The sequence below is a fragment of the Pseudomonas sp. DY-1 genome (assembly GCF_003626975.1).
Taxonomy (GTDB): Bacteria; Pseudomonadota; Gammaproteobacteria; order Pseudomonadales; family Pseudomonadaceae; genus Metapseudomonas.
In genome coordinates, this window is the sequence record NZ_CP032616.1 from 4,669,732 (window position 1) to 4,688,962 (window position 19,231).

Here is a 19,231-nt window from a genome sequence, read left to right on the forward strand (position 1 = left end):
CGTTACATGCGTTCCAGGGTTTGCAGGCCGAGCAGCTCCAGGCCTTGCTTGAGGGTACGACCGGTCAGCGCAGCAAGGCGCAGGCGGCTCTGTTGGGTGGCCTGCTCTTCGGCACTGAGGATCGGGCAGTTCTCGTAGAAGCTGGAGAACAGGCCGGCCAGGTCGTAGAGGTAGGCGCAGAGGATGTGCGGTACGCCTTTCTCGGCAACGTTGCCCAGGGTGTCGGCGAACTGCGCCAGCTTGGCGGCCAGGGCCTGCTCCTGCTCGGCGGCGAGGATGATCTGGCCGTCGATCTCGGAGAAGTCCTTGCCCAGCTTGCGGAACACGCTGGCGACACGGGTGTATGCGTAGAGCAGGTAGGGAGCGGTGTTGCCCTCGAAGCTCAGCATCAGCTCGAAGTTGAAGCTGTAGTCGCTGGTGCGGTGCTTGGACAGATCCGCGTACTTCACAGCACCGATACCCACTGCCCGGGCGATCTGGCGCAGTTCGGCTTCTTCCAGGTCAGGGTTCTTGCCCTTCACCAGTTCATAGGCGCGCTGCTCGGCTTCGTCCAGCAGGTCGATGAGCTTGACGGTACCGCCGTCGCGAGTCTTGAACGGACGGCCGTCAGCACCGTTCATGGTGCCGAACCCCATGTGCTCCATCTCGAAGCTGGCGGGCACGAAACCGGCCAGGCGGGCGCAGGCGAAGACCATCTGGAAGTGCAGGGCCTGGCGCTGGTCAACGAAGTAGAGCGCGCGGTCGGCCCTGAGCACACCGCTGCGGTAGCGGGTCGCTGCCAGGTCGGTGGTGGCGTAGAGGTAACCACCGCCGGCCTTCTGCACGATCAGCGGCAGCGGGTTGCCTTCGGCATTCTTGAATTCGTCCATGAACACGCACAGCGCGCCGTCGCTCTCGGTGAGCAGGCCCTTGGCGCGCAGGTCGGCGACTACGTTTGCCAGATCGTCGTTGTAGGCGCTTTCGCCCTTCACGTCGGCCATGGTGAGTTTCACGCCCAGGCGGTCGTAGACGGCCTGGCAGTGGCTCAGGGAAATATCGTTGAAGCGGGTCCAGAGCTTCAGGCATTCGGGATCGCCGGCCTGGAGCTTGACCACCAGTTCGCGGGCACGGTCGGCGAACTCGGCGGACTCGTCGAAGCGCTTCTTGGCCGCCCGGTAGAACGACTCCAGATCGGACAGTTCGGCGTCGCTGCCGACCGGCTGTTCCTGCATGTAGGCCAGCAACATGCCGAACTGGGTGCCCCAGTCGCCCACGTGGTTCTGGCGGATCACGGTATCGCCGAGGAACTCCAGGACGCGTGCGACGCCGTCACCGATGATGGTGGAACGCAGGTGGCCGACGTGCATTTCCTTGGCGAGGTTCGGCGCAGACAGGTCGATGACTACGCGCTGTTGCGGACCATTCTTGCGCACGCCGAGACGGTCGTCGGCCAGTGCGGCTTCCAGGCGCTGGGCCAGCGCCTGGGTGTTCTGGAAGAAGTTGAGGAAGCCGGGGCCGGCGATCTCGACCTTGGCCACCTGATCGTCCTGGGGAAGGGCGTTGATCAGTTTTTCTGCCAGGTCGCGCGGCTTCATGCCGGCGGGTTTGGCCAGCATCATGGCGATGTTGCTGGCGAAGTCGCCGTGGCTCTTGTCCTTGGTGTTCTCCACCTGGATAGCCGGGCTGAGGCCTTCGGGCAGCACGCCCTCGCTGGCGAGACGGGTCAGGGCTTGCTGGATCAGCTGGCGAATGGTGTCTTTCATCTTCTGCTCTTCCGGCCGCCCATGGAGGGCTGGCGCTGGTTGAAAACTGTGCATTATCGGCGGGCTGCGGCCGCAGCTTCAAGTTTTAAGCTGCGGGCTGCAAGGACCAGTCGGCAATATCGGCTGGGTGGTCGTTCTAGAAAAGATCGATGGGGTCCACATCCAGCGACCAACGCACTGCACGGCCGCCGGGCAACTGCTCCAAGGCATGGCTCCACGGAGTTAGCAGCCGGTGCAGGGGTGCCCGGGCGTTGGCCTGCAGCAGCAATTGCGCCCGATAGCGCCCGGCACGTCGTTCCATGGGGGCGGGAACAGGGCCGAGAAGCTCGACGCCATTGAGGCCCATCTCGGCAAGCTGCTGCTCAGCTTCCACGCAGGCGCTGTCGAGGAATTCTTCCGCCTGGCCCGGCTTGTGCGCCTCAGCGCGCAGCAGGGCGAGGTGCGCGAAGGGCGGCAGGCCAGCGGCGCGGCGTTCGGAAAGGGCCTGGTCGGCAAAGGCGAAATAACCTTGCTCGGTGAGCTGCACCAGTAGCGGGTGCTCGGCCAAGTGGGTCTGGATGATCACTTTGCCCGGCTCCTCGGCGCGTCCAGCACGTCCGGCGACTTGGACGATGAGCTGGGCCATGCGCTCGCTGGCGCGGAAGTCCGCGGAGAACAGGCCGCCGTCGGCATCGAGGATTGCCACCAGCGTCACGCGTGGGAAGTGGTGTCCCTTGGCGAGCATCTGGGTGCCGACGAGGATGCAGGGTTCGCCGCGCTGGATGGTGGTGAACAGCTTGTCCATGGCGTCCTTGCGCGACGTGCTGTCGCGGTCGATACGCAATACCTGCGTCTTCGGGAAGAGGATCGCCAGGCGTTCTTCGGCGCGCTCGGTGCCAGCGCCAACCGGGCGCAGGTCGACCCGGCCACAATCGGGGCAGCAGGCTGGCTGGCGCTGAGTGTGGCCGCAATGATGACAGCGCAGTTCGTTGAACCTCTGGTGCAGGGTCATGCGCGCGTCGCAGCGCGGGCACTGGCTGATCCAGCCACAGTCATGGCACAGCAGGGTGGGCGCGAATCCGCGACGGTTGAGGAATACCAGCACCTGCTGGCCTGCCGCCAGGGTCTGGGCGATTGCCTGTTGCAGGGGCATGGAGATGCCGGAGTCCAGCGGCAGGCTCTTCACGTCCAGGCGAAGGAAACGTGGCTGCTTGGCACCGCCGGCACGCTGGGTCAGGCGCAGCAGGCCGTAGCGGCCGGCGTGGGCGTTCTGCAGGCTTTCCAGCGAGGGCGTGGCCGAGCCCAGCAGGATCGGGATGTTCTCCTGGCGGGCGCGCACAAGTGCCAGGTCACGAGCGTGATAGCGCAGTCCCTCCTGCTGTTTATAGGAAGCGTCGTGTTCCTCGTCGATGATGATCAGTCCCGGATTCTTCATTGGCGTGAACAGCGCCGAGCGCGTACCGATGATGATATCGGCCTCTCCATCACGGGCGGCCAGCCAGGCGTCCAGGCGTTCGCGGTCGTTCACTGCCGAGTGCAGCAGGGCGATTCGTGCATTGAAGCGGCGAGAAAAACGTTCGAGAGTCTGCGGACCGAGGTTGATTTCTGGAATCAGCACCAGAGCCTGTTTGCCGGCCTCAAGGGTCTGGCGGATCAGTTGCAGGTAGACCTCGGTCTTGCCGCTACCAGTGACGCCGGCCAGAAGCAGGGCGTTGAAGCTGCCGAACGATGCATGCACTGCGTCGAAGGCGGCGCGTTGCTCTGGGTTGAGGGGCAGCTCCGGTTGTGCCAGTAACGGCCCGTGGCGTTCGCAGGGGGCATGGCGGCGCACTTCCACCCGGGCGAGGCCCTTCTCAAGCAGGATTTCCAGGCTGTCCTTGTTCAACTGCAGTTGCCCGAGCAGTTGGTGGGCAACGCCGTGGGGATGCTGGGCGAGGGTGGCGAGGGCCTGGCGCTGGCGTGGCGCGCGGGCCAGGCGTGGATCTTCGAGGCTGGCGCCGGGCGTCGCGTGCCAGAAACGCTCCTGACGGGCCTCTGCCGGCTCGCCCTGGCGCAGCAGAACCGGGAGTGCCCAACTGAGGGTGTCGCCAAGGCTGTGCTGGTAGTACTGGGCGGTCCATAGGCACAACTTGAACAACGCCGGCGGCAGCGGCGGGCGATTGTCGAGTAGCTCCAATGCAGGCTTGAGCTTATCGGCAGGAACCTCGCTCTTGTCGGCCAGCTCCACCAGGACGCCGATTATCTCGCGGCGGCCGAAGGGTACCCGCAAGCGCACGCCCGGTTGCAAGGCAGCGCGGGGTACGCCGGCTGGTGCCCGATAGTCGAACAGGCGGCGCAGCGGGGAGGGCAGCGCGAGGCGCAAGATGGGAGCGTCAGGCAAGCGGGGATCCTGTCGGAAAAGGCGCGATGTTAGCATGGTGCCGCACGACAGCCGGCGCGGCAGGCAGGTTGCAACGCACACCCACTCTGGTATCATCCGCCGCCTGTTTCCGTGCGGTACTCGACATAGGGTCGGGTGGCGGCACGCCAGACCTGAGGATCAAGCAATGAAACCGGAAATCCATCCCGAGTACGTAGCGATCGAAGCTACTTGCAGCTGCGGCAACGTCATCAAGACCCGCTCCACCCTCGGTAAGAACATCAGCCTCGACGTATGCTCCGAGTGCCACCCGTTCTACACCGGCAAGCAGAAGGTCCTGGACACCGGCGGCCGTATCGATCGCTTCAAGCAGCGTTTCGGCGTGTTCGGCACCAAGTAAGTGCCGAAATAGCCCGGGAAGGCCCGATGGCCATGTCCCCGCTGACGAAAAAGGCGCCTCTGACAGGCGCCTTTTTCTTTTTTCTGATCCTGAGTTTCTCCCTTCACGCCGCCTGCCCGGTTCCTAGGAACCTTCCTACCTACCAGGTCCGGAAAGTCGTCGATGGAGACACCCTGCGCCTGGTCGACGGACGAAGTGTTCGTCTGATCGGTCTGAATGCGCCAGAGTTGGCTCGCAAGGGACGGTCGGCTGAGCCTTACGCCACAACGGCACGCCAGCGACTCGCAGGTTTGGTGCAAGCCAGTGGCGGACGAGTAGCGCTTCGGTTGGGGCGCGAGTCGAAGGACCGTTACGGCCGCACTCTGGCGCATCTCTATGACAATCGCGGGCGCAATCTCGAAGAGCTCCTGCTCGCTGACGGGTTGGCGTTTCGTATCGCCATTGCCCCCAATGCAGCCCTGAATAATTGTCATGCGGCAGCTGAGCGATCGGCTCGTCGGGCTGGTCGTGGGCTTTGGCGTCACGCGCCTCAGCAAACACCCTGGCAGCTGAGGCGCGGCGGATTTGCGCTGGTGCAAGGACGAGTCGCCAGGGTTGAGCGCAACCGGGGCGGAATCTGGCTGGAGCTGGAAGGGCCGCTGGTGCTGCGGGTCGATCTCAGGCATCTGCGCCAGTTCGACGTCGCCGCGCTGCAACAGCTGGTGGGGCGGCGCGTAGAGGCACGGGGCTGGGTCATTGACCGTGCGCGCAACGGCGGCGTAAATACGAAGGTTTCCCGCTGGATGCTCCCCCTTACCCACAATGGAATGCTTGAGGTGATTCGATGAGATCCCCTGCGCTCGCCATGGCGCTGCTTCTCGCTTTTTCCCTGCTTGCTGGCTGTGCAGTCAACCCTGCCACCGGCAAGACCAATTTCGTGATGATGAGCGAACAGCAGGAGCTGGATCTCGGTCGTCGTTACAACCAGGAAATCGTCAAGCAGAACCCGCCCTATGCCGATGCAAAGCTGCAGGCCTATGTGCAGGAAGTAGGACGGCGCGTCGCCAGTCACAGCCATCGCAGCAGCATCCCCTACCACTTCACCCTGGTCGATTCGCCGGATATCAACGCTTTCGCCCTTCCGGGCGGCTACATCTATATCAATCGTGGCCTGCTTGCTTACCTGAACTCGGAAGCGGAACTCGCCGCGGTACTCGGGCATGAGGTGGGGCACGTCACGGCGCGGCACAGCGTGCAGCAGCAGAGTCAGTCCACCGCTTGGAACATCCTCGGGCAGGCGGTTGCAATCGGCACTGGCGTCGGTGCGGCCGGCGATCTGACCAATGTACTGGGGACTGCCTTCGTACGCGGATATGGTCGTGACATGGAGCTGGAGGCTGACGGCCTCGGCGCCCAGTATCTGGCACGCAGCGGATACGACCCTCAAGCCATGATCGAAGTGGTGAAAGTGCTGAAGAACCAGGAGGAATTTGCTCGTGACCAGGCCCGACGCAAGGGCCAGGAGGCGCCTCCGTCGGGTTATCACGGCTTGTTCGATACCCATCCGGACAATGACACCCGGTTGCAGCAGGTGGTGGGGCCGGCCAGGTCACTGGCTGGCGGTAACCAGGTGGTGAACCGGGAGGTCTTTCTCAAGCACCTGGAGGGGCTGCCTTTCGGTGATTCGGCTGAAACCGGCGTGCGTCGCGGGCAGGATTTCTATCACGCAGAGCTGGGCTTCACCTTCCATTTCCCCGATGGCTGGGGGCTGGTCAATCGTCCGGATGCGGTGATCAGTCATAGCGCCGACCAGCAGGCCTTCATCGCCATGACCCTTGACGGTAGCAAGCCCAGTTTGCCCCCCGCGGACTACCTCCGGCAGAAGGCCGGCAGTCAGCGCCTGTCCATGGAAGAGTCGCTGCAGCAGGACGGTCTCCAGGGCGCCACGGCAGTGCTGCCGGGCAATCCCGCGCGACGCGTGGCGGTGATCTACAAGGACGACAAGGCCTATCTTTTCGTTGGGGCGATCCGCAACAAGGCGTCCCTGGAAAGTGAGGATGACAAGTTCCTCTCGGTGATCCATAGCTTCCGTCCGATGAAGAAGGAAGAATTGGCTCTGGCCCAGCCGTTGCGCCTTCATCTGATCCAGGTGAAGTCCGGCCAGACCGTCGCCAGCCTGGCTCGGGAAAGCAAATTGCCGGGACCTCAAGCGGATCTGGAAAATCGTATCCGATTGCTTAATAATTTGTATCCAATTGGCGAGCCAAAGCCCGGAGACTGGCTAAAAGTCGTACGTTAGAGGGGTTGACGTGGAGTGACTGAACGGTCTTGTTAGCCCCCAGCATCTTGCGTATGCTCGCCCGTCACGTCTGTCACAAGCAAAAGCGGAAATGCCAAAATGTCTGATCTGAAAACGGCCGCTCTCGAATACCATGCCCAACCCCGCCCCGGGAAACTCAGCGTCGAGCTGACCAAGCCGACCGCCACCGCCCGCGACCTTTCGCTGGCCTACAGCCCGGGCGTCGCCGAGCCGGTACGCGAGATCGCGCGTGATCCCGAACTGGCCTACAAGTACACCGGCAAGGGTAACCTGGTAGCGGTCATTTCCGATGGCACTGCAATTCTCGGCCTGGGTAACCTCGGTCCGCTGGCTTCCAAGCCGGTAATGGAAGGCAAGGGCGTCCTGTTCAAGCGCTTCGCTGGCATCGACGTATTCGACATCGAAGTGGACGCTGAAAGCCCTCAAGCCTTCATCGACACCGTCAAGCGCATTTCCATCACCTTCGGTGGCATCAACCTCGAAGACATCAAGGCACCCGAGTGCTTCGAGATCGAACGCACACTGATCGAGCAGTGCGACATCCCGGTCTTCCACGACGACCAGCATGGCACCGCCATCGTGACTGCTGCCGGCATGCTCAACGCCCTGGAAATTGCTGGCAAGAACCTGGCTGAAGCCAAGATCGTCTGCCTCGGTGCCGGTGCGGCCGCCATCTCCTGCATGAAACTGCTGGTGAGCATGGGCGCCAAGGTCGAGAACATCTTCATGATCGACCGCAAGGGCGTGGTTCACGCCGGTCGCGACGATCTGAACCAGTACAAGGCCGTCTTCGCCCACGAAACCGACAAGCGCACCCTGTCCGAAGCTCTGGATGGTGCTGACGTGTTCGTTGGCCTTTCTGGCGCCAACCTGCTGAGCCCGGAAGACCTGAAGCGCATGGCGGCCAACCCGATCGTCTTCGCCTGCTCCAACCCGGACCCGGAAATCAAGCCGGAACTGGCTCACGAGACCCGCAACGACGTGATCATGGCCACCGGTCGTTCCGACTACCCCAACCAGGTCAACAACGTTCTGGGCTTCCCCTTCATCTTCCGCGGTGCCCTGGACGTGCGCGCCACTCGCATCAACGAAGAGATGAAGATCGCCGCTGCCCTGGCCCTGCGCGATCTGGCCAAACTGCCGGTGCCCAAGGACGTCTGCGACGCCTACAACGTGAGCTCTCTGGAGTTCGGTCGCGAGTACATCATTCCGAAACCCATGGACAAGCGTCTGATCACCGTCGTTTCCGACGCTGTGGCCAAGGCTGCCATCGAGTCCGGTGTGGCGACCCTGCCTTATCCGAAACACTATCCGCTGAAGTCGGTGGATGAAGTGTTCAACGGCTAAGCCGAGACGCAAAAAAAGCCCCGCCAATGCGGGGCTTTTTTATGCGTGCCTGTTTCTCAGAACAGGTCGATAGGCGCGGCTTCGTCGGCCGGCAGCGGGCTGCCGGGAATGGCCAGACCGGGCTCGAGTTCGCTCATAGGCGGTGGGGTGTCCTCGCTCTTGAACAGCTCGAAGAAGGCATCCGGCGTTCCGGGGCTGGCTGCGCGGCCGCTGAGTGGGTCGATGCGCAGCGTCAGCAGGCCGGCGGGCTCAGGCTGGACATGGGCTGGCTTGTCTTTCAGTGCGGCGCTCATGTAGTCCATCCAGATCGGAAGTGCGACGGTGCCGCCGTACTCATGTCGACCCAGGCTTTCCGGCTGGTCGAAGCCGACCCAGACGGTGGTCACGTAATCGGCGTTGTAGCCGGAGAACCAGCTGTCCTTCGATTCGTTGGTGGTCCCGGTCTTGCCGGCGATATCGCTACGCCCCATGGACAGGGCTCGGCGACCGGTGCCGCGCTTGATCACATCCTGCAGCATGCTGTTGAGGATGAATGTGGTGCGGGGGTCGATGATGCGCTCGGCCAAGGCCGGAGCCGGGCTCTGAGGTGCGGCCGCATCGGCGGAAGCGAGCAGGGTGTCTGGCGCTGCGGTGGATTGTGCGACCTCGCTAGCTTGCACTTCCCCCTCCGGAACCCGTGGCGGGTTGGCGACGAACAGGGTCTTGCCATCCCGACTCTCGATGCGCTCGATCAGATAGGGCTGAACCTTGTAACCGCCGTTGGCGAAAGTGCTCCAGCCGCCGGCGATTTCCAGCGGCGTGAGGTTGGCGGTGCCCAGGGCAAGGGACAGGTTGCGCGGCAGGTCATCCTTGTTGAAGCCGAAACGGCTGACATAGTTCAGTGCGTAGTCGATCCCGACTGCCTGCAGAACACGGATTGATACCAGGTTGCGCGACTTGTACAGCGCTTCGCGCAGACGGATCGGGCCGAGGAAGGTGTTGTTGTCGTTCTTCGGACGCCAGGCTTCTTCCATGCCCGCCTCCTGGAAGACGATCGGGGCGTCGTTCACCAGGCTCGCGGCAGTGAAGCCGTTGTCGAGGGCGGCGGCATAAAGGAAGGGCTTGAAGCTGGAGCCCGGTTGGCGCTTGGCCTGGGCGGCGCGGTTGTAGTTGCTCTGTTCGAACGAGAAACCGCCGACCAGCGAACGAATGGCGCCGTCGTTCGGGTCCAGGGAAACCAGTGCGCTTTGCGCCGCGGGCAACTGGACGAAACGCAGACTGCCATCGGTCTGGCGCTGAACGCGGACCAGATCGCCAACTTGGGTTACGTCCGCGGGCTGCTGAGGGCGAGGGCCGAGGCTGTTGGTGTTGAGGAAGGGGCGGGCCCATTTCATGCTGTCCCAGCCCACTGCTTCTTCCTGGCCGCTGCGAGTCAGGACCAGGATGCCGCTCTTCTCTACCTGGGTAACGATGGCCGGTTCCAGGCCGCCCAGGGATTTCTGCTTGGCCAGTTCCTGCAGCCAGGTCTCCTTGGTCATGCCTGGCAGGCGGGTTTCGGGGCCGCGATAGCCGTGGCGCTGGTCATAGTCGATCAGGCCCTCGCGCAGGGCGGAGTTGGCGGCCTGCTGAAGGTCGCTGGGAACCGTGGTGGTGACCCGGAAACCTTCGGTATAGGCGTCGCTGCCATAGCGACCTACCATTTCGGCTCGGGCCATCTCTGCGATATAGGGAGCAGCGAGCTCCGGGGTCGGAACGTGGTAGCTGGCGTCGATCGGCTCGTTGAGGGCCTGCTGGTAGCGGGCCTCGTCGATTCGTCCGAGCTTGTACATGCGGCCAAGAATCCAGTCGCGACGCTCTTTGCTGCGGGTCGGATTGACCAGCGGGTTGAAGCGGGAGGGTGCCTTGGGTAAGCCGGCGATCATGGCCATCTGCGCCAGGCTGATTTCGCGAATGGACTTGCCGTAATAGACCTGTGCGGCGGCCTCGATACCGTATGCACGGTTACCGAGGTAGATCTTGTTCACATAAAGTTCAAGAATTTCGTCTTTGCTGAGTTCCCGTTCAATTTGAAGGGCCAGCAATATTTCATTGATCTTGCGGGAGAAACTTCTTTCGCTGGTTAGGAAGTAGTTCTTCGCTACCTGCATGGTGATGGTGCTGCCGCCCGTCTGGATGTGGCCGGTCTTCAATAATTGCGTGGCAGCGCGCATCAGGCTGGTGAGGTCGACGCCATAATGGTTCGCGAAATTGTCGTCTTCGGCGGCTAGCAGCGCCTGGATGAAATCAGGCGGAATGTCGGCGAAACGCACCGGAGAACGGCGCATCTCGCCGAATTCGGCGATCAGCTTGCCGTCGCTGCTATATACGCGCAGCGGGATCTGGAGCTGAATTCGGCGCAGCGAGTCGACGGACGGAAGGCTGGGGCTAAGATAGAGGTAGGCGCCGCTGAAACTGAGCAATAGGCCACAGAAAACGGCAACGAAAGACCACCAGAAAAACTTCAGCAGGCGCATCAAGGCTTGTGGATTTCCAGACAAAAGAATGAGTTAAGCGAAAGGCGATGATAAAAGGCAAAAGCCGATCACATTATAAGCGTTTTTTTTCCGGGGGAGCCATTTGCGCTTCTGTCAAGACTGCTATTTAATGTGGAAAAACATAAATCGTCCGTAAGTCTCGGACGCTGATAGGAAATCGGTCGTGCTAGGGCTCTTCAATAAGAAAGCGAATTCGCTGTTGGGGATCGACATCAGCTCGACCTCAGTCAAGCTCCTTGAATTGAGTCGCTCGGGAAGCCGCTTCAAAGTGGAGTCCTATGCCGTCGAGCCACTCCCTCCAAATGCGGTTGTCGAAAAGAACATCGCGGAACTGGAGGGCGTTGGGCAGGCGCTTTCCCGCGTTGTCACCAAGGCGCGAACCGGGGTCAAGGCCGCTGCGGTCGCCGTGGCAGGCTCGGCCGTGATTACCAAGACCATCGAGATGGAAGCCGGTCTCTCCGATGATGATCTGGAGAATCAGCTGAAAATCGAGGCCGACCAATACATTCCCTATCCGTTGGAAGAAGTCGCCATCGACTTCGAGGTGCAAGGCGCCTCGGCTCGCAATCCGGAGCGGGTCGACGTACTTCTGGCTGCTTGCCGGAAGGAAAACGTCGAAGTACGTGAGGCAGCGCTTGCCCTGGCAGGACTTACCGCCAAGGTCGTCGATGTCGAGGCTTACGCGTTGGAACGCGCCTATTCACTGCTTTCGGCCCAGCTCGGTGATTCCCACGACGAACTTACCGTGGCGGTTGTTGATATCGGCGCCACCATGACGACCCTCAGCGTGCTGCACAACGGTCGTACCATTTATACGCGGGAGCAGCTTTTCGGTGGTCGCCAGTTGACCGAGGAGATTCAGCGTCGCTATGGGCTTTCGGTCGAGGAAGCTGGTCTTGCCAAGAAGCAAGGCGGTCTTCCGGATGACTACGACAGCGAGGTCCTTCAACCGTTCAAGGATGCCGTCGTCCAGCAGGTATCCCGATCGCTGCAGTTCTTCTTCGCCGCGGGCCAGTACAACGACGTGGACTACATCCTCCTGGCCGGCGGTACGGCCTCGATTCCTGATCTGGATCGCCTGATCCAGCAGAAGATCGGTACGCCGACCCTGGTTGCCAACCCCTTCGCCGACATGGCGCTGAGTAGCAAGGTCAATGCGGGTGCCCTGGCCAGCGATGCGCCTGCGCTGATGATTGCTTGCGGCTTGGCGATGAGGAGTTTCGACTGATGGCGCGCATCAACCTACTCCCTTGGCGTGAGCAGCTACGCGAGGAACGCAAACAGCGATTCCTGATCGCGCTCGGGGTCATTCTGGCCCTGGGCGCTGGCGCAGTGTTCCTCGGCGACCAATACCTGAACAGCGCAATCGAGAACCAGCAGGCGCGCAACGACTTCGTGCGCAAGGAAATCGCTGTCCTGGACGCCAGGATCAAGGAAATCAGTGAGCTGAAGACTCGTCGTCAGCAGCTTCTCGAGCGGATGAAGATCATCCAGGACCTTCAGGGCAACCGGCCGATCATCGGTCGCGTATTCGATCAGTTGGTTCGGACGCTGCCTGATGGCGTCTTCTTCACGGGCGTGAAGATGACAGGCAAGAGCATCGCCATCGTTGGTGCGGCTGAGTCGAACAATCGGGTTTCCAACCTGATGCGCAACCTGGATGCCTCCGAGTGGCTGACCGCACCCAACCTAACCGGCGTCAAGGCGGTTACCGCTGGTGCGGTGGATCAGGCCAACGTATTCCAGTTGACTGTGCAGCAGACCCAGCCGGGCGCAGAGGAAGAAAACGGCAAGCCTGGTGCTGCGAACGCGAACACCGCCAATAAAGGAGCCGCGAAATGAGTTTCTCCGACTCCCTGGAAAGTCTGCGCAAGATCGATCTCGCCGATCTCGACGTCAACAACCTCGGCTCCTGGCCCATCGCGGTCAAGGTCATTGCCTGCATCTTGCTGCTGATTCTCGTGCTCGTGCTGGGTTACAACTTCCACCTCAAGGACCTCGAGCTCCAGTGGGACTCGAAGCGCGCCGAAGAAGCAACCTTGAAGGAACAGTTCGCTACCAAGGCGTTCCAGGCTGCCAACCTGGAAGCCTACAAGGAGCAGATGAAGGAGATGGAAACCTCCTTCGGTGCCTTGCTGCGCCAGCTGCCGAGCGACACCGAGGTGCCGGGTTTGCTGGAAGACATTACCCGTACCGGCCTGGGCAGTGGTCTCGAGTTCGAGGAAATCAAGCTGCTTCCGGAAGCGGCCCAGCAGTTTTATATCGAGCTGCCGATTCAGATTTCCGTAGTAGGCGGCTATCACGACCTGGCTACCTTCGTCAGTGGCGTGGCCAGCCTGCCGCGAATCGTGACTTTGCATGATTTTGAGATCAAGCCGGTTTCCGACGACAGCGGTTCCAAGCTGCGCATGTCGATCCTGGCCAAGACCTACCGTTACAACGACAAGGGGCTGCAGAAATGAGTAGTCCTCGCGCCCGACTGGTGCTCTGTGCCCTGATGCTGGCCGGCCTTTCCGGCTGTGGCGTCGGCAACGACTTTGGCGATCTACAGGCCTACATGGATGAAGTGCGCGCCCGACCCAAGGGCTCCATAGAACCCTTGCCGAAGTTCCAGCCTTACGAGGCGTTTACCTATAGCGCTGCCGCCTTGCGCAGCCCCTTCCAGCCGCCGATCAAGATCGACCTGGCAAAGCAGCAGAAGGGTTCGAAGGACATTCACCCGGATGAAACTCGGGTCAAGCAGTTCCTCGAAGGCTTCAATATCGAATCCTTCGAGATGGTGGGCACGTTGTCCAACGGCTCGGGGACCTTTGCCTTGGTCAGTGGCGCTGGAGGGGTGCACCGGGTCAAGGTTGGGGATTATCTGGGGCGCAACCATGGCCGTGTCGTCGATATCGACGAAGCCAAGGTCGACGTGATCGAGATCGTCCCGGACGGGGAAGGCGGATGGCTGGAGCGTCCACGTAGTCTCGCGCTCAGGGAGCGCTCTTGAGGGCGAGGTGAATCACCGATGAAGAATAACTACCGGTCTGCACAACGGAACCAGATGATGAAAAGCTCGCTATCGCGCCTTGGTATCACGCTATTGGCCGCCCTGCTGTCGCCAGCGCTATTGGCTGCGAACCTGCAGGCATTGGATGTCGCGGCTCTCCCAGGCGACAGGGTTGAACTCAAACTGGCATTCGACGAGCCCGTGACGGCTCCGCGTGGCTATACCATCGAGCAGCCTGCGCGTATCGCCCTGGATTTGCCAGGTGTGTCCAACAAGCTGGGTTCCAAGAACCGCGAATTGGGTGTAGGGAACGCTCGTAGCGTGACCGTGGTGGAAGCCAAGGATCGCACTCGCCTGATCATCAACCTGTCGACCCTGGTGCCCTACAGCACCCGTGTTGATGGCCGCAATCTCTATGTGCTGGTGGGCGATTCCGCGACTTCGTCTACAGCGCCTCGCCCCGTGGCATCCGCCCCGGCTCCCGTGGCCGCGCCCCTGACTGCTTCCCAGTCGGCCAAGAGCTACGCCAGTACTGGGCGTGCCATCGAGAATATCGACTTCCAGCGCGGCGAGCAGGGTGAGGGTAATGTGGTCATCACCCTGTCAGACCCCAGTGTCAGCCCGGATATCCAGGAACAGGGCGGAAAGATTCGCCTGGACTTCTCCAAGACTCAGATCCCTGAGCCGCTGCGCGTCCGTCTCGACGTGAAGGATTTTGCCACTCCGGTGCAGTTCGTCAGCGCTTCCGGCTCCGGCAGTAACGCCAGTATCAGTATCGAACCCACCGGGTACTACGACTACCTCGCCTACCAGACCGACAACAAACTGACCGTCAGTATCAAGCCGCTGACTCAGGATGACGTGGAAAAACGCAAGACTGAGCGTTTCGCCTACTCCGGCGAGAAGCTGTCTCTGAATTTCCAGGACATCGACGTTCGTTCCGTACTCCAACTGATCGCCGACTTCACCGACCTCAACCTGGTGGCGTCGGATACCGTTCAGGGGAACATCACCCTGCGGCTGCAGAACGTGCCTTGGGATCAGGCGCTGGATCTGGTCCTGAAGACCAAGGGCCTGGACAAGCGCAAAGTGGGTAACGTGTTGCTGGTCGCGCCTGCAGACGAGATCGCTGCCCGCGAACGCCAGGAACTGGAATCGCAGAAACAGATCGCTGAACTGGCTCCACTGCGTCGTGAGCTGATCCAGGTGAACTACGCCAAGGCCGCGGACATTGCCAAGCTGTTCCAGTCCGTCACCAGCGGTGACCCGAGTGCTGCCGGCGCTGATGAGCGCGGCTCCATTACTGTGGATGACCGCACCAACAGCATCATCGCCTATCAGACCCAGGACAAACTGGAAGAGCTGCGTCGTATCGTGACCCAGCTGGATATCCCGGTTCGCCAGGTAATGATCGAAGCGCGCATCGTCGAAGCCAACGTCGACTACGACAAGGCGCTTGGCGTCAACTGGCGTGGTGCGAGCATTGGCGACAACAACTTTGTCATCGGTGGCGGTGGTGCCGGCCGTCCGGCTGCCAACCAGGCTGGCAACGTGAACCTGGCCAACGCGCCCTTCGTCGATCTGGGCGCCACTGGCGCAACCTCGAGCATCGGCATCGGCTTCATTACCGACAACACCATCCTCGACCTTGAGCTGTCGGCGATGGAAAAGACCGGTAACGGCGAAATCGTATCGCAGCCCAAGGTGGTCACCTCCGACAAGGAAACCGCGAAGATCCTCAAGGGCCAGGAAGTGCCTTATCAGGAAGCCAGCTCCAGCGGCGCCACCAGCACCTCCTTCAAGGAAGCGGCCCTTTCCCTTGAAGTGACTCCGCAGATCACTCCGGACAACCGCATCATCATGGAGGTCAAGGTCACCAAGGACGCTCCGGACTTCGGCAACGCCCTGAACGGTGTGCCGCCGATCAACAAGAACGAGGTAAACGCCAAGGTACTGGTCAATGATGGTGAAACCATCGTGATAGGTGGGGTATTCTCCAACACCCAAACCAAGGCGGTGGACAAGGTGCCCTTCCTCGGCGACCTGCCCTTCCTCGGCCGCATGTTCCGTCGCGACGTGGTTCAGGACAAGAAATCCGAGCTCCTGGTATTCCTCACTCCCCGCATTATGAATAACCAGGCCATTGCGGTGAGTCGCTGATATCGGTGCGAAATTTGATTCTGATTGGCCCGATGGGAGCAGGAAAAAGCACCATCGGGCGTTTGCTTGCTAAAGAACTGCGACTTCCCTTCAAGGACTCCGATAAGGAAATCGAACAGCGCACTGGAGCGGATATCCCATGGATATTCGACGTCGAAGGCGAGCAGGGTTTTCGCGATCGCGAACAGTCGATGATCGAGGAACTCTGCGGTCATGACGGCGTCGTTTTGGCGACTGGCGGTGGCGCGGTTCTGCGTCCGGCCAATCGCCAGGCTCTGCGTGGCGGTGGTCGGGTCGTCTATCTGCACACCTCGGTGGAGCAGCAGATCGAGCGCACCTCGCGTGATCGTAATCGACCGTTGTTGCGGTCAGCCGATCCGGGCAAGGTGCTGCGCGACCTGATGGCCATTCGCGATCCGCTCTACCGGGAGATCGCTGACATCATCATCGAAACCGATGAGCGGCCGCCGCGCATGGTGGTTCAAGAAATACTGGCGCGCCTACAGGCACTCCCGCCCCGTTAAAGCGCGGGCGGAACTGCGCTATCCTTTAGCCCTTTTTATATCGGGGGCCCCATGCGGACACTTCAGGTCGATCTTGGCGAGCGTAGCTATCCCATCCATATTGGTTCCGGGCTGCTATCGCGTCCGGAACTTTTCACGCCGCACATCGCCGGTCGCAAGGTGGCCATCGTCACCAACGAGACTGTGGCGCCCCTCTATCTTGAAAAGCTGACCCAGACCTTGCAGGGCTACTCGGTCCTGCCGGTGGTATTGCCCGACGGCGAGGCGCACAAGAACTGGGAAACTTTGCAGCTGATCTTCGACGCTCTGCTGGGTGATCGCCATGATCGCCGCACTACTGTGATCGCCCTGGGGGGCGGGGTTATTGGCGACATGGCCGGCTTTGCCGCCGCGTGCTACCAGCGTGGCGTGGACTTCATCCAGGTGCCTACGACGCTGCTGTCTCAGGTGGACTCCTCGGTTGGCGGCAAGACCGGGATCAACCATCCGCTGGGCAAGAACATGGTGGGTGCGTTCTACCAGCCCAAGGCGGTGATCATCGATACGGACAGCCTGCGCACGCTGCCGGAGCGCGAGTTGTCTGCCGGACTGGCCGAAGTGATCAAGTACGGCCTGATCTGCGACGAACCTTTCCTGCCGTGGCTGGAAGGGAAGATGACTGCCCTGCGCGGTCTCGACGCCGGCAGTTTGACCGAGGCCATCGAGCGCTCCTGTGCCGCCAAAGCGCGGGTGGTGGGCGTGGATGAGCGTGAGTCCGGGCTGCGCGCCATCCTCAACCTGGGCCACACCTTTGGTCACGCCATCGAGACCCATATGGGTTATGGTGCCTGGCTGCATGGCGAGGCGGTATCCGCGGGTACCGTCATGGCCCTGGAGATGTCCAGCCGTCTGGGCTGGATTTCCACCGACGAGCGCGACGCGGCGATTCGCTTGCTGCGCAGTGCCGGCTTGCCGGTCGTACCGCCAATGGACATGACGCCGGAACATTTCCTCCAGCACATGGCCGTAGACAAGAAGGTACTCGATGGCCAATTGCGCCTGGTGCTGTTGCGCCGGATTGGTGATGCCGTCGTGACTGCCGATTATTCGCGTGACGTGCTCGAGGCCACCCTGGCCGCCGACTATCGCGCCCTGGCCGACAAGCTTGGAGAGTAAAGGATTCCCATGAGCAGCCTGCACGCCGACGAGGCCTACCTAGGTCACTACCAGTTCACCCATGACCCGTTCGCGGCGCGGGTGCCTGGCTTCAAGTTCTTTCCGGCCCAGCGCAAGCCGGTGCTGGGTCAACTGCACCACCTGGCGCGCTACAGCCAGTTGATGCTGGTGGTGAGCGGCCCCCATGGCAGTGGCAAGACTCTGCTGCGTCAGGCCCTCGTGGCGAGCACCAATAAGCAAGCGGTTCAGAGTCTGGTGGTTTCGGCGCGTAATTCGGTCGAGGCTGGCGGAATGCTGCGCCAGATCGCTCAGGGACTGAGCGTTGCGCAGGCTGATGTACGCTCCATTCTTGCCCAGGTCGGCCAGCTTGCCCTGACCGGTCAGGAGGTCTACCTCCTCGTGGACGACGCGGAGGAACTGGACGACGCCTCCCTGGAAAACCTGCTGTCCCTTGCCGAGGGCAATGTCGAAGCGCGCACTCACGTTTTCCTGTTCGGCGAGGACTCCCTGCTTGCGCGCCTGGATGCGCTGGTTGAGGGCGAGGAGCGATTCCATGTAATCGAGCTGCAGCCCTATGGCCCGGAAGAAACTCGCGAGTACCTCGCCCAGCGCCTGGAAGGTGCGGGACGCGGGATCGAGTTGCTCAGCGATGAGCAGGTGGAAGAAATTCATCTGCAGTCCGGCGGCTGGCCGGGTTCGATCAACCAGGTTGCGCGCGATCTCATGATCGAAACCATGCTCGCAGAGCGCGGAGCTTCGCGGAAATCCACTGGTGGCTTCAGTCTGCCGAAGAAGCACCTGCTCGCCCTGGCCGTGGTCGGGGTCGGTGTGATTGCTGCCTGGATGATGCAGGGTCGCAACGAAAGTACCGCTGAGACTGCATCCGCCACTGCCCAATTGCCCTTGGGGCAGGCGCCTGCCGGTCAGGCGGCCAGTGGTGGGGATGCCGGCTCGCCAGCCGTAGAGTTCGCGGGTTCCTCGCAGCCGCTGCCGTTGCCGTTGGTGGGCGAGGCCCAGCCGGTGATTCGTGAGCCGTTGGCCCAGGCTGCTGGTCAGGGTGAGCCGGAAGACAGCCCGGCGCCTGAAGGGGGTGCCAGCCTACCGCCTACGGTCACCACCACTGCGCCGCCGCAGGGCGCGACCGCTGGCCCGGCACCGACTGCGCCTGTGGAGCCCATCGCGTCGGCGCAGCCATTGCCCACGCCGGCCCAGCCCATTGCTGCGGTCCCTGCCGCTCCGGTAGCTGCGCCCAAACCGGCTGCCCCTGCATCGGCATCGGCTACCGCGCCGGCCGCCGCAACTAAGCCTGCCGCTGCTGCCAAACCAGCTGTTGTTCCTGCTCAGGCTGCTGCCAAGCCGGCTGAGAAGCCTGCGCCTGCGCCAACGGCGGCTGCATCGACCGGCGGTGCTGCGGGCAATGGCTGGTACAGTGGCCAGACGGGCAGCCATTTCGCTCTGCAGGTGCTCGGTACCAGTTCGGAAAATAGCGCCAAGGCCTTCGTTCAGCAGAATGGGGGGCAGTACCGCTATTTCAAGAAGCAACACCAGGGCAAGACGCTTTACGTCGTAACCTACGGCAGCTTCCCAAGCCGAACCGCAGCACAGGCTGCGATCAAATCTTTGCCGGCCAAGGTTCAGGCTGGTAAACCCTGGCCGAAGACTTTCGCCAGCATCAAGCAGGAAATGGCTCGCTAGTATTCTGCGAGCCTGATCCCCCGCCTTTTGACTGGGTGGTCGCTAGCACGACCTCCCGGTTCATTC

The 19,231-nt window shown here is 61.8% G+C and carries 15 protein-coding genes; 12 read left to right on the top strand and 3 right to left on the bottom strand.

The window, feature by feature from the left end; translation table 11 throughout:
- Window positions 1-2 precede the first annotated feature (2 nt).
- Window positions 3-1,742 carry an arginine--tRNA ligase gene (gene argS / locus D6Z43_RS22030; RefSeq protein ID WP_120654160.1) on the bottom strand — a complete coding sequence of 580 codons (1,740 nt, stop codon included), beginning with the start codon at window positions 1,740-1,742 and terminating at the stop codon, window positions 3-5.
- A gap of 136 nt (window positions 1,743-1,878) precedes the next feature.
- The gene (locus D6Z43_RS22035; protein ID WP_162945864.1) at window positions 1,879-4,137 is read right to left on the bottom strand and encodes a primosomal protein N'; all 2,259 of its coding nucleotides are present in this window, start codon (window positions 4,135-4,137) and stop codon (window positions 1,879-1,881) included.
- A gap of 130 nt (window positions 4,138-4,267) precedes the next feature.
- On the opposite strand from D6Z43_RS22035, the gene rpmE reads away from it, so the two are divergent.
- The 4 genes from rpmE (at window position 4,268) to D6Z43_RS22055 (ending at window position 8,126) form a co-directional block, all read left to right on the top strand.
- Window positions 4,268-4,480: a 50S ribosomal protein L31 gene (gene rpmE / locus D6Z43_RS22040; RefSeq protein WP_028629801.1), complete on the top strand. Its 213-nt coding sequence runs from the start codon at window positions 4,268-4,270 to the stop codon at window positions 4,478-4,480.
- 26 nt (window positions 4,481-4,506) lie between these two features.
- Window positions 4,507-5,307, top strand: a complete 801-nt coding sequence (locus D6Z43_RS22045) for a thermonuclease family protein (RefSeq protein WP_120654162.1) — start codon at window positions 4,507-4,509, stop codon at window positions 5,305-5,307.
- On the top strand, window positions 5,304-6,758 hold the full coding sequence (locus D6Z43_RS22050; RefSeq protein WP_120654163.1) for a M48 family metalloprotease: 1,455 nt from the start codon (window positions 5,304-5,306) through the stop codon (window positions 6,756-6,758). The genes D6Z43_RS22045 and D6Z43_RS22050 overlap by 4 nt, the downstream gene beginning before the upstream one ends.
- A gap of 99 nt (window positions 6,759-6,857) precedes the next feature.
- Window positions 6,858-8,126 (top strand): malic enzyme-like NAD(P)-binding protein, encoded by a 1,269-nt coding sequence (locus D6Z43_RS22055; protein WP_120654164.1) that lies wholly within the window; start codon window positions 6,858-6,860, stop codon window positions 8,124-8,126.
- Between the two features lie 56 nt (window positions 8,127-8,182).
- On the opposite strand, the gene D6Z43_RS22060 is transcribed toward D6Z43_RS22055, so the two are convergent.
- Window positions 8,183-10,618 (bottom strand): penicillin-binding protein 1A, encoded by a 2,436-nt coding sequence (locus D6Z43_RS22060; protein WP_162945865.1) that lies wholly within the window; start codon window positions 10,616-10,618, stop codon window positions 8,183-8,185.
- 184 nt (window positions 10,619-10,802) lie between these two features.
- Here D6Z43_RS22060 and D6Z43_RS22065 point away from each other — a divergent pair, with 184 nt between their 5' ends.
- From D6Z43_RS22065 to D6Z43_RS22100, 8 genes are read left to right on the top strand one after another with little or no spacing between them, the layout of a single operon-like run.
- A complete protein-coding gene (locus D6Z43_RS22065) occupies window positions 10,803-11,867 on the top strand; it encodes a pilus assembly protein PilM (RefSeq protein ID WP_120654166.1) in 1,065 nt (354 codons plus the stop codon).
- Window positions 11,867-12,481, top strand: a complete 615-nt coding sequence (gene pilN / locus D6Z43_RS22070) for a type 4a pilus biogenesis protein PilN (RefSeq protein ID WP_120654167.1) — start codon at window positions 11,867-11,869, stop codon at window positions 12,479-12,481. The genes D6Z43_RS22065 and pilN overlap by 1 nt, the downstream gene beginning before the upstream one ends.
- Window positions 12,478-13,101: a type 4a pilus biogenesis protein PilO gene (gene pilO, locus D6Z43_RS22075; RefSeq protein WP_120654168.1), complete on the top strand. Its 624-nt coding sequence runs from the start codon at window positions 12,478-12,480 to the stop codon at window positions 13,099-13,101. Before pilN ends, pilO begins: the two co-directional genes overlap by 4 nt.
- Entirely contained in the window at window positions 13,098-13,631 is a 534-nt protein-coding gene (gene pilP / locus D6Z43_RS22080) for a type 4a pilus biogenesis lipoprotein PilP (protein WP_120654169.1), read from the top strand. Before pilO ends, pilP begins: the two co-directional genes overlap by 4 nt.
- 57 nt (window positions 13,632-13,688) lie before the next feature.
- A complete protein-coding gene (gene pilQ, locus D6Z43_RS22085) occupies window positions 13,689-15,791 on the top strand; it encodes a type IV pilus secretin PilQ (RefSeq protein WP_120654170.1) in 2,103 nt (700 codons plus the stop codon).
- 5 nt (window positions 15,792-15,796) lie between these two features.
- Complete coding sequence (gene aroK / locus D6Z43_RS22090) at window positions 15,797-16,315, top strand: shikimate kinase AroK (protein WP_077524753.1); 519 nt, start codon at window positions 15,797-15,799, stop codon at window positions 16,313-16,315.
- A gap of 51 nt (window positions 16,316-16,366) precedes the next feature.
- The gene (aroB, locus tag D6Z43_RS22095) at window positions 16,367-17,470 is read left to right on the top strand and encodes a 3-dehydroquinate synthase (RefSeq protein ID WP_120654171.1); all 1,104 of its coding nucleotides are present in this window, start codon (window positions 16,367-16,369) and stop codon (window positions 17,468-17,470) included.
- A gap of 9 nt (window positions 17,471-17,479) precedes the next feature.
- Window positions 17,480-19,165 (top strand): AAA family ATPase, encoded by a 1,686-nt coding sequence (locus D6Z43_RS22100; protein WP_120654172.1) that lies wholly within the window; start codon window positions 17,480-17,482, stop codon window positions 19,163-19,165.
- The last annotated feature ends 66 nt before the right edge of the window (window positions 19,166-19,231 follow it).